This is a genomic window from Bacillus sp. SORGH_AS_0510, from assembly GCF_030818775.1.
GTDB lineage: Bacteria > Bacillota > Bacilli > Bacillales > Cytobacillaceae > Neobacillus.
On sequence record NZ_JAUTAU010000001.1, the window covers coordinates 4,347,408 to 4,358,996 of the forward strand.

11 protein-coding genes are annotated in these 11,589 nt (G+C 40.5%); 4 read left to right on the top strand and 7 right to left on the bottom strand.

Translation table 11 applies throughout. The features are described 5' to 3' along the window. Positions 1–3: 3 nt before the first annotated feature. Positions 4–585 carry a 3-isopropylmalate dehydratase small subunit gene (gene leuD / locus QE429_RS22085; RefSeq protein ID WP_307290070.1) on the top strand — a complete coding sequence of 194 codons (582 nt, stop codon included), beginning with the start codon at positions 4–6 and terminating at the stop codon, positions 583–585. Positions 586–1,243: 658 nt separating this feature from the next. On the opposite strand, the gene QE429_RS22090 is transcribed toward leuD, so the two are convergent. Next, positions 1,244–1,819: a GNAT family N-acetyltransferase gene (locus tag QE429_RS22090; protein ID WP_307290071.1), complete on the bottom strand. Its 576-nt coding sequence runs from the start codon at positions 1,817–1,819 to the stop codon at positions 1,244–1,246. A gap of 209 nt (positions 1,820–2,028) precedes the next feature. Continuing rightward, positions 2,029–2,280, bottom strand: coding sequence for a DUF3892 domain-containing protein (locus QE429_RS22095; protein WP_373463278.1), 252 nt, complete (start codon positions 2,278–2,280; stop codon positions 2,029–2,031). A gap of 270 nt (positions 2,281–2,550) precedes the next feature. On the opposite strand from QE429_RS22095, the gene QE429_RS22100 reads away from it, so the two are divergent. Next, positions 2,551–4,122, top strand: a complete 1,572-nt coding sequence (locus QE429_RS22100) for a glycosyl hydrolase family 28-related protein (protein ID WP_307290073.1) — start codon at positions 2,551–2,553, stop codon at positions 4,120–4,122. Between the two features lie 1,783 nt (positions 4,123–5,905). Here the strand turns inward: QE429_RS22100 and QE429_RS22105 are convergent. Beyond that, positions 5,906–6,505 (bottom strand): DUF1836 domain-containing protein, encoded by a 600-nt coding sequence (locus QE429_RS22105; protein ID WP_307290074.1) that lies wholly within the window; start codon positions 6,503–6,505, stop codon positions 5,906–5,908. Between the two features lie 132 nt (positions 6,506–6,637). Between QE429_RS22105 and trhA the strand changes: the two genes are divergently transcribed. Then, complete coding sequence (gene trhA, locus QE429_RS22110; RefSeq protein WP_307290075.1) at positions 6,638–7,285, top strand: PAQR family membrane homeostasis protein TrhA; 648 nt, start codon at positions 6,638–6,640, stop codon at positions 7,283–7,285. Between the two features lie 43 nt (positions 7,286–7,328). Here the strand turns inward: trhA and QE429_RS22115 are convergent, their stop codons facing one another. The 4 genes from QE429_RS22115 to QE429_RS22130 all read right to left on the bottom strand — a co-directional run bounded on the left by QE429_RS22115 (position 7,329) and on the right by QE429_RS22130 (position 9,574). Beyond that, positions 7,329–7,703 (bottom strand): DUF488 domain-containing protein, encoded by a 375-nt coding sequence (locus QE429_RS22115; RefSeq protein WP_307290076.1) that lies wholly within the window; start codon positions 7,701–7,703, stop codon positions 7,329–7,331. 94 nt (positions 7,704–7,797) lie between these two features. Beyond that, entirely contained in the window at positions 7,798–8,028 is a 231-nt protein-coding gene (locus QE429_RS22120; RefSeq protein WP_307290077.1) for an excisionase family DNA-binding protein, read from the bottom strand. Between the two features lie 74 nt (positions 8,029–8,102). Continuing rightward, on the bottom strand, positions 8,103–9,038 hold the full coding sequence (locus QE429_RS22125; RefSeq protein WP_307290078.1) for a dipeptidase: 936 nt from the start codon (positions 9,036–9,038) through the stop codon (positions 8,103–8,105). A 77-nt stretch (positions 9,039–9,115) separates the two neighbouring features. Beyond that, positions 9,116–9,574: an SRPBCC family protein gene (locus QE429_RS22130; protein ID WP_307290079.1), complete on the bottom strand. Its 459-nt coding sequence runs from the start codon at positions 9,572–9,574 to the stop codon at positions 9,116–9,118. 225 nt (positions 9,575–9,799) lie between these two features. Between QE429_RS22130 and ade the strand changes: the two genes are divergently transcribed. Next, positions 9,800–11,530: an adenine deaminase gene (ade, locus tag QE429_RS22135; protein WP_307290921.1), complete on the top strand. Its 1,731-nt coding sequence runs from the start codon at positions 9,800–9,802 to the stop codon at positions 11,528–11,530. The last annotated feature ends 59 nt before the right edge of the window (positions 11,531–11,589 follow it).

Sequence of the window (11,589 nt, forward strand, 5' to 3'; positions counted from 1 at the left end):
CAGATGGAACCACTACGCATTCACCAAGGACTTGTTTGTCCGTTAAACAGGCCCAACATCGATACCGATCAAATTATTCCGAAGCAATTTTTGAAGCGAATTGAACGCAGCGGTTTCGGGCAATTCCTCTTTTATCACTGGCGCTTTGATGATGCGGGAAACTTAAAACCTGATTTCCCTTTGAATTTGCCAAAGTACCATGGCGCTTCCATTTTGGTCGCTGGTGAAAACTTTGGATGTGGCTCCTCTCGTGAGCATGCACCATGGGCGGTTCAGGATTTTGGCTTCAAGGTCATTATCGCACCAAGCTACGCGGATATTTTTAAGAATAACTGTGTAAAAAATGGTATTCTTGCTATTCAAGCGAGTGAATCACAAGTACAGACCATTATAAAGAATGCAGAATCTGAGGGTTACAACCTAACTGTCAATCTTGAGGAGCAAAGAGTATACGATAACAATGGATTTGAGGTTACTTTCGAAATTGCTCCATACCCTAAACAAATGCTACTGAACGGATGGGACGAAATTGGGGTTACCTTAACTTATGAAGATAAAATTAAGCAATATGAATTAGCAAGATAAGTTGAAATGAGCTTGGTGAACAAGCTCATTTTTCTTTTCTCTTCTAAGAAAAGAGCAGCTCCTTGGTCAGGATTAATTTTGCGGCGCTTAAATATCTAGTCTCACCTAAGCGTACAAAAATCTTTATCCTTTAGTAGACGGCAACCTTGCAATTGGCATTAGAATCTGAATCTATTTACCGGTCGGCCTCTTTTTCCTTTTGCTCGGGCATTAGCAACTTCTTCTATTTACCGGTCGGGCTCTTTTCCCTTTTGCTCGGGCATTAGAACCTCCTTCTATTTACCGGTCGGGCTCTTTTCCCTTTTGCTCGGGCATTAGAACTTTCTTCTATTTACCGGTCGGGCTCTTTTTCCTTTTGCTCGGGCATTAGAACCTTCCCCTATTTACCGGTCGGGCTCTTTTTCCTTTTGCTCGGGCATTAGAACCTTCCCCTATTTACCGGTCGGGCTCTTTTTCCTTTTGCTCGGGCATTAGAAACCTACCCTATTAACCGATCGGGCTCTTTTTCTCTTTGCTCGGGAATTAAAAACTTCTTCTATTTACCGGTCAGGCTTCTATCCATTGAATCAGGACATAAAATACTAAACTATCTAGGACTGGGACTGTTGCTGGCAATTTTAAAAAAAGCTTCACCCCATTTCGGAGCAAAGCGTTGGTGTTAAAGCCGTTCTAATATATCTTTATTATCCGACTCCTCATCAAAGGTAAGTACATCATCCACTGGCTGGTACGACTCACCATAAAAATGCTTGTCCTTATAAGTATGAATCATGTCATATGTTTTTTTCATCGCTTGAAAAATCATTTCCTCTGATTCATCATTCGGCGCCCAATAGAGAATTTCCATGCGGTTAATTTCATTGGTTGCAAGGGACCTTCTTTCATAACCAATTGAAGTAGCATGCTCGAATTTTTCCCGCTTATAAAAATGCAACCGTTTTTCGGTATCACTATCCTCATAGTTTACAGGTTCTACTTCTAGGATGATCGGTTTTCCCTTTTGCTTTAGCTTCTCCAAAAGCTTACGACCAACGCCCTGCCCCCGGGCATCTTTCGAAACAAATAAATAATCGATAAAAATGAAATTGTCTAGTTCCACATACATTAACACATGGTTGGGCCCTTCATCTTTATGATAGATTTCAGCCCGCTCTTTAAGAAGGGTTTCCATATGCTCTCTTGATTTCATTTCTTCCACAGGAAAATATTGATTCAATTTTTCATACCAATGCATGATATCCCCCTTAATACTTTGGCTCTGTTTAACTTGCCTGTTGATTTCCGCTCCAGGCACGAGCGGTTCGTGGATGTTTCGGCGAGCCTCCTCGGCGCTTGCGCCTGCGGGGTCTCCCCTGAACCATTACTCCCACAGGAGTCTTCGTGCCTTCCGCTCCAATTAACAGGGTGTAAAAATCAACATTGTTCTTTAACACAGCCAATACTTTAAAATTCTGGCAACTGGTCTAGATTGTTTTCTTTTATGCCATCAGGTTCACTTCTGATGATATCTCTACCATACTTATGAAAGACATCCACATGGGCTAACTTTCCTGCCTTTGCTTCATCCAAGGCTGTTAGATAATCCAACTCTCTCCCACTGCTTGTCTTAAAAGCAATAATATCTCCATCTTCATTCTTTCTTACGGCTACAAATGCTTCTTTACCTTCAGGACTAGGCTGACCTGCCTCTTTCATTGCGTTTTGCTCACTTTGTTGCTTATATTCTTCGTATATTTTTTCAAAATCCTGTTGTTCCATTCTTTCCACCTCCGAACATTTGTTAGTATTTTTCGTTTATGAAAAATTATCCGTTGTCCGGTAAGTAAAGTATTAAAATACTACTATACCCGTAGAAAGTCCGACTGAAACTTCTGTGTTAAAATTCCCTCCACAAGCTGAAAGTGGAGGGCTTTCTAAACTTGGAGGGTATAATAGTAAAAAGGATTTCCTTTAGGAGTGAATCGAATGATTAGCTTAAATAAGAACCATGACCCGCAGAGGAACGCTGAACTGCTTGCAGGAATAACTGGAAAGCACCTAAATTATCAAGAAGAAGTTAAGGAGGCAGAAGAATTTCTCCAGCAAATGTCGAACGAAGAGTTTGTTCCGGTCTCAAGTCAAAATCCTTCTCCCCCTCTTCCAATGATAAATAGAATAACGGAAAGGTTTTTTCGTCTACTTTCCAAACCTTATAACCTTTTGGAATCAACTAAAGTTAAGGTAGATGACCAAGGACAAATAACACCAGATTGGAAGGATACGCTGGATATTGAATACAACCTTTTGAACAAAATGATAGAACGTGAAGTGAATGTCATAGATTTTGGTGCAGTTGGGGATGGAAAAACGGATTGTACTATAGCATTTAAAAAGGCGATTGGAAACGGCCGTGTAAAAGTCATTGTGCCACCAGGAGTTTTTTTAACAAAAGGAATTCGTTTACCTTCATGGACATGGTTCGAGGGTTCTGGTAAAGGAGTAACAACGATAAAGCTCGATCACCAGGCTTCAAAAGGAACAAGGCTGGTAACCAACGCTAATCACTGGAAAGGCAACCACCACCTTCTCGTCCAAAGAGTAAGTTTGGACTGGAACGTGGAAAGGTTAGTTGATGCAGAAAAAACTAGTACATGGGGGAACCATTCAAGCTGTTTAACGTTCGCCAATGTAACCTACGCATGGATTAATGATGTGGAAGGCATCAATCCTGGTCTTCATTGTTTTGATATCTCCTCTACTCTGTATAATTACGCTGGTGATGGCTTCCGTGCGCGTGGTGGAAGTAAATATGTCTGGCTCAATTATGTGACTGGCTACGGCTTTGGGGATGATGGAATTACCACTCACCATAGTGATTATATTTGGATTTCTAACTCCCATATGTGTGAACCTAGTGGACGAGCTCATCGGAAAGGGCACTCCAATTCAAATGGAATCGAAATTGATGATGGTTCACGTAATGTTCTGTTGGTGAATAACTCAACTACAAGATGCTTTGGCGGGGTGGAAATCAAAGCGCATCAAAATTCATCAGCAGCTTCTAATGTTGTCATCATTGGTCATATTTCAGTCAACGATAACCGGTCGTTTAACTTTCGTCACATCGGCCACCATAAAAGTTCCGAGGCGGAATCGCGGTCAGCTTTTAACATTTTAGCTGTAAACCTTGCCTCCATCGCACCGGTATTTACGGATTTATACGAGGAGTCAACTCCCCGCGGCATGGTGATTTCTGCCTATAAAAATGTTGTGATCCATCATTTTACCTTAGTAGGAGATCCTACTTATGATTATAAAGGAAACCCTGTCATTGCAGTCCAATATCAAGCTAGAAATGTACGGTTAAACAATCTTTCATTCCGAGGCTTTAAGCATGCAGGGGCAGATTTGAAGGTTTATGGCGGTGAGAACAAAGCTGATTCTATTAAGGTAACAAATATGGCGATTCAAGAATCCGCCCAAAAACCAATAGAAGTGGGGCAAGGTCTTATTGATTTTAGTATCGAGAATGTATGTGAGAAACAGCTAATATACTAAAAATGAAAGCGTCACACATTATATTAAAGGATTCACATAAGCGGTGCCTGACCACGTTTCGGCAGCGTAAATGACAGTCTATTTTACTAAGAAATCAACATGAAGAAGAGTACCTGAATAAATTGTATATGCGCTCTTTAGATCTAAACGACCGAAGACCTGATTTTCTTAACGCTTCAGTCGTTAAGAACCCTCCTAATCGACCGGAGCCCTGATTTTTTTACCCCTTCGGTCTTTATGAACCCTTCTAATCGACCGGAGACCTGATTTCTTTACCCCTTCGGTCGTTATGAACCCTTCTAATCGACCGAAGTCCTGATTTTTTTAACGCTTCGGTCGTTATGAATCCTTCTAATCGACCGATGGCCTGATTTTCTTAACGCTTCAGTCGTTATGAACCCTTCTAATCGACCGGAGACCTGTTTTTTTTACCCCTTCAGTCGTTATGAATCCTTCTAATCGACCGAAGACCTGATTTTTTTACCCCTTCGGTCGTTATGAACCCTTCTAATCGACCGGAGACCTGATTTTTTTACCCCTTCGGTCGTTATGAACCCTTCTAATCGACCGGGGACCTGATTTTTTTACCCCTTTGGTGGTTATGAATCCTTCTAATCGACCGGAGACCTGTTTTTTTACCCCTTCGGTCGTTATGAACCCTTCTAATCGACCGGAGACCTGTTTTTTTTACCCCTTCGGTCGTTATGAACCCTTCTAATCGACCGAAGTCCTGATTTTTTTACCCCTTCGGTCGTTATGAACCCTTCTAATCGACCGAAGTCCTGATTTTTTTACCCCTTCGGTCGTTATGAATCCTTCTAAACGACCGATGGGCTGATTTTCTTAGCCCTTCGGTCGTTATGAACCCTTCCAAACGACTGGAGCCCTGATTTTTTTTAACGCTTCAGTCGTTATGAACCCTTCTAATCGACCGAAGTCCTGACTTTTTTACCCCTTCGGTCGTTATGAACCCTTCTAATCGACCGAAGACCTGATTTTTTTACCCCTTCGGTTGTTATGAATCCTTCTAATCGACCGAAGACATGATTTTTTTACCCCTTCGGTCGTTATGAACCCTTCTAATCGACCGAAGACCTGATTTTTTTACCCCTTCGGTCGTTATGAACCCTCCTAATCGACCGAAGACCTGATTTTTTTAGCCCTTCAGTCGTTATGAACCCTTCTAATCGACCGGAGCCCTGATTTTTTTACCCCTTCGGTCGTTAGAACCCTTCTAATCGACCGGAACCCTGATTTTTTTACCCCTTCGGTCGTTATGGACCCTTCTAATCGACCGGAGACCTGATTTTTTTACCCCTTCGGTCGTTATGGACCCTTCTAATCGACCGGAGACCTGATTTTTTTACCCCTTCGGTCGTTATGAACCCTTCTAATCGACCGAAGTCCTGATTTTTTTACCCCTTCGGTCGTTATGAACCCTTCTAATCGACCGAAGATCTGATTTTCTTAACGCTTCAGTCGTTATGAACTCGTCTCAACGACCGGAGCTCTGATTTTCTTAATAGTTCATTCGTTATATAACCGTCTCAACGACCGAAGCTCTAATTTGCACTTATTTTGGCATTCTAAATGACATCTAAATTGACATGAATTTTCAATGTACAATATGTATTGTCACTCAAAAAACACTTTAATAATGCCATTTCTAAAAGAAATTGACATTAAACCTTGTTATAACAACAAAAATGGCATGCGTCACTTTACATGCCATTTTATCTGTCAATTTGTCTTCTTGCACCCCACAAGTGAATCCTTAACATTATTATTTATGACGCTTTCCTTCCTTTTCTGTGGCCTCCACCGCTAATCCATCCACAAGTTTTTCGGCCACTCTTCGATACAAATTGCTCATGTGTACAAGTGAGGAAATCATCAATATTTGTTCAAGATAAGAAGAATCTTTCTTCTCTGCTTGTGTAATTTCTTCTTTTACTTCCTTCACTCTATGTTCGATGTCTTCTTTAAAGTCCTTTGCATTTTGGCTAGTTAAATGAAGATAGCTTGTGTAAAATGACTCAATATCAATATCCTCTTTTACAATCTTCTTATTAATCCCATCTAGTGTCACCTTAATATCATTAATCGAGAGTGCCCCTTTTAACTGGTAAATCAGGCTCATTAAGATGAGATGCTCTTTAGAGTATTTCTTATTTTGAATCGGAAAAATCAACTTTCCTTTTGCATAGTTGTTAATCATTGTTTTGGTGAGAATTTTTTCTTCCTCATTCCGTTTTGTTTCGTTAAATTTACCTTCAAATAGCTGAATGACTTGATCCATGTATAAATCAATCCTTGGAATCTCATCCAAAGTAATGTTTGTTTCTAAGCCCAGTTGATTAATAATCCGATTTATTTCTTCCATTTAAAAAACCCCGCTCATTTTTCTTTATATTTTCATTATACCTAAAGAATTAGGTGTTGACTAGGTTGAGTTACATCAGTATCATTATAAGTAGTTATTAAAACTATATGATGTGTTAGGAGGAAATAAAATATGAACAATTATATTCGTGAACCCATTAATGGGCTGACACACTTAGCTGGAGCCGTTTTAGCGTTTATTGGACTTCTTGCGATGGTGATTAAAACGGCTATGACAACTCCAGCTCCGCTGCCACTTACAGCAGTCATTATATTTGGAATTAGCATGATCCTGCTTTATGCCGCTTCAGCCACGTATCATATGGTGATTGCACACGATAAGGTTATCGCTTTTTTGAGAAGGCTGGACCATTCAATGATTTTTGTGTTAATTGCAGGTACGTATACTCCCTTCTGCTTTATCAGTTTAAACGGAAAAACGGGGGCCATTCTTTTTTCAATTATTACAGGCGTTGCAGTAAGCGGCGTAGTGTTTAAGATGGTGTGGTTTAACTGCCCCCGTTGGATTTCTACTGCATTATATATTGCCATGGGCTGGATGATTATTTTTGTTTTTTCACCTCTAATGGGCAGCCTTGCTCCGATGGGGCTGTTACTACTGGTACTCGGGGGAATTTTTTATACAATCGGTGGAGTCATCTATGGCGCAAAACCAAAATTCCTCGAAACAAAGCACTTGGGATTTCACGAGATTTTTCATATTTTCATACTCCTTGGGAGCCTGGCACATTTCTTCTCTGTGTTTTTATATGTCATTTAAAATAAATAAAGAGGTGCAAATCGCACCTCTTTTTGTATGTTATTTAATATTCTCTTCTGATTCTATTAAGCTCTTCAAACAAAACATTTGCATGATTGTACACAGGATCCTTTGCTCCATAAAGAAGTGTTACTCTTCCATTTAAGCTTTGATCCATAATCTGCTTAATCATTTCCTGCTTCTGTGCATCAGACCGTAATTCCTTAATATATAGTTTCTGAAATTCCTCAAACAGCTCTGGCTTATGGCAAAACCATTTCCTAAGCTCATTGCTAGGAGCAATTTCCTTAAACCAATGTGATAATCTCGCATTTTCCTTCGATATCCCCCGCGGCCACAACCGATCAATTAAAATTCGGCAGCCAACCATCTCATCATCCGGATCATAAACTCTCTTAAGAAATAGATTATTGCTCATTTTTCCACCTCAACATATTTCAACCTCTGATGTGTCCAATCCAGATGGACAGTGTCCACGGAGGGTGCCTGACACCACACCTGACACCACACTATTAATCTTCGTCCTTAACGTCGATGCTTTCTGGAATTGGCTCATTTAGGATTTCTTCAATCAGTTCTTTGTATTTTTCCAGCTGTTTTAGATGAGTACTGAATTGGTCTCTGTTGATTAGGTACTGTTCCCCATCAAATACGGACCGAATTTTCTTTTGTTGGATGAGACTTTTAACAGTTGCTTCTGGCACCTCTAGATATTCGGCTGTTTCTTTTATAGTAAGATACAAGTTCCTAACACCTCTTTTAAAAAATTAATACTATGAAACAATTTTCCACTGATAGTGACCGCATGGGATCACCTTCATCGCTTAAACCCAGGACGGTAATTAAGGAAGTTTTCATAGGCAAAGCCTTTTACTTCTTCCTCTTTAAAATGCTTTAATAGTTCGTTGATTAGATTTTGGCTCTTTGATGCGTCTTCTAGGTCGGTAATAAACGTCGAGATCCCATCAAAATCGGAACCTAATCCAATTTGCTTCACACCGCCCAACGAGCAAAAATGATCGATATGCTTCACTAGGTCTGTAATTTTCACCTCTCCATATTCTTTCACAAATGTTGGAAGATACACAACGTGAATGTGTCCACCCTTCGCGAACATCGCTTTTGCCTGTTCATCTGTTAAATTACGTGGGTGATGACAAAGTGCTCTTGCATTAGAATGGCTCGCAATTGGATACTTGGCCAGCTCAATGACCTCCCAAATCCCCTTATCACTTAAGTGGGAAACATCTGTAAGGATCTGATGCTCGTTATTAAACTCAACGATCTCTTTTCCAAAAAGAGTCAGTCCCGCTCCGCGCGGTTCTCCTGCTCCATCTGCAGCCAGGTTTGCCTGATTCCAAGTCAACCCTACTGACCGGACCCCTAACCTGTAAAGAATATGCAGTTTAGCTAAATCGTTGCCAATGGCGTCTACTCCTTCAAGTGTCAACATTGCTCCAATTTGGCCAATTTTTAAGCGGTCAAAATCAGACCATTCCTTGATATGTACCATGTCGGGGTTTCTTCCGAGCACTTCTTTGTAAAAATAATCAATTTGTTCAAGTGCCACTTGAAATTTATGGTCTCCTTTAATTTCGGGTTCAATAAAAATAGCAAAGCACTGAACCTTTATTTGTCCTTGCTGTAATCGAGTTTTATTAGTTTGTAACTCTGGTGCATCTGCAAATCTTAGTGCTCCTTTTGCTTCTTGGAGCTTAAGCAGCGCATCACAATGTAAGTCGATAATATTCATTTTGAGCGATCTCCTTTTTATAAAAATTTTACCATAACAAATAGAGCTAGGTTGAGAGGTACCTAGCTCAAATAAATTTAGTTTGCTTGCTCCGCCATCTCTTTTACCTTTGGCAGTACCTTGTCCCAAATATCCGCACTCATATCTCGGTACTTCTCTCCATCCGTCATTGCTGAGAAATCACCTTGTAAAATATGTAGGGTGGTCTCCCCATTTTCCTCAAGCAGATGGAATGTAATTCCGTCTTCCTCTGTCACCGCAGGTCTCTCCGCACTTCGAACGTCAAATACGGTAAAGCGAAGAAAATTGTTTTTCTCAACAGCCGTAACGTTACCTTCAACAATCACGGTACCGTCCTGACCTTTCCAAAATACTGGACTTCCCAGCTCCCAAGTCGACTCAAGATGGAACTGTGGACCGCCGCTTGAAAATTCCTTTGCCCAATCGGCATTATACTCACTAATAGTAAGTACATCCCATACTTTGGTTGCAGGAGCATTAATTGTAATCGATTTGTCGACAAAAAGTTTACTCATAGTTTCCTCCACATTGGCATCATTGTTATTTCTATTATACGACACAAATTTTTAAATAAATACTGCGATGCCGTTCATTTTTGGACATATATTCTTACAAAGCCCCATTGAAAAAGTTTGTTAAGTAACCTCCCAGCATACAAGAATTGATCCACCGGTTATAGAATAATGTAACTTAAGTTAGAAAAAATAGAATACAAATCTGACAAAAAGGGATTGTTAATGATGGAGCGAAACCAATTAACGAGAAGAATCTTAGTTGCATCCGGAAAAGAACCTGCAGATACAGTTATTAAAAATGGGAAAATCATTGATGTGTTTAATGGTGAAATCATGAAGGGAGATATCGCCATTATTGATGGCTATTTTGCAGGCATCGGAGAATACGAAGGAAAACAGATAATCGATGCAAAGGGCTGCTACGTTTCACCAGCTTTTATCGATGGCCATGTTCATATTGAGTCATCGATGGTAACTCCCAGTGAATTTGCTAAGGTCCTCCTCCAACATGGGGTAACTACTGTGGTTGCCGATCCTCACGAAATTGCCAATGTGTGTGGGGCCGAAGGAATACAATATATGATTGATTCCTCTAATGACCTACCATTTGACTTTTACTTTATGCTTCCATCATGTGTTCCAGCCACTGCTTTTGAACACTCCGGTGCTACCCTTGCAGCAGCAAACCTAAGGCCTTTTTATCAAAACCCCCATGTTCTCGGTTTAGCGGAGGTAATGAATTTCCCAGCTGTCTTACATGCAGAACAAGACATGCTTGATAAAATTATGGACAGCAAGAAATTTGGCAAAAAAATCGATGGGCATGCCGCAGGGCTCAGTGCGAATGATTTGAATGTCTATATGTCTGCAGGCATACGAACAGATCATGAAAGCACGACCGCTGCCGAAGCAAAAGAACGACTCAAACGAGGAATGTACCTGATGATCCGCGAAGGTACCGTAGCCAAAGATTTACGGCAGTTAATCTCGGTTGTTACTAGTAGTAATGCCCGGCGCTGTCTATTTGTTACAGATGATAAACATTTAGATGACTTGATTAGTGAAGGCAGTATTGATCACAATGTACGACTGGCCATTTCCTCAGGACTATCTCCCATCACAGCGATCCAAATGGCGACAATTAATGCCGCAGAATGCTTTGGACTTTCCATTGCACCTGGATATAAAGCTGATTTTATCCTTATGGAGGACCTTGAAAAAATAAAGATTGTTGACGTTTATAAGGATGGAAAGGCCGTATGGAAGAATGGACTATTAATGTTAGTTTATGGATCAGAAAAAAGCACAGAAACAGAATGCCTAAAGAATTCCGTTCGTTTTCACGAGGTATCAGAACATACTTTTGAAATCCCTTTAAAAGAAAATAAAGCAAATATCATTGAAATCATCCCCAATAGTCTCGTAACTAAACATATCATGGAGGAAGTAGAAATTTCCGATAGTGGTTTGTTTCAAACTTCTATTTCAAGGGATCAATTGAAACTGGCCGTTATTGAGCGCCATCATCTGACCGGAGAGGTTGGACTAGGGATCGTGAAGGGATTAGGGTTAAAATCAGGTGCGATTGCCACCACGATTGCACATGATTCTCATAATCTAATTATTGCCGGCACAAACGACCACGATATGATTTTTGCAGCGAATATGCTTAAGGAAATGCAAGGAGGAATGGTGGTTGTTAATCAAGGGGAAATGCTTGCCTCTTTGGAGCTTTCTATCGCAGGCTTAATGTCTGACCGTCCCTTCCAGGAGGTTAATGCTAAGCTGAACGAGATTAACAAAGCGCTTAGAGAAATAGGAGCGAGCGGTGAGTTTAATCCCTTTCTGACTCTATCCTTCTTGGCACTTCCCGTCATACCTGAACTAAAGCTAACAGACCAGGGATTGTTTCAGGTTTCTAAATTTAAACATATTAGCATTGATGCTTCTATGTAAAAAAGCCAGTTTCATTCGACTGGCTTTTCTTGTGTTCTAGTGCCCGTGGGAATGGGTTT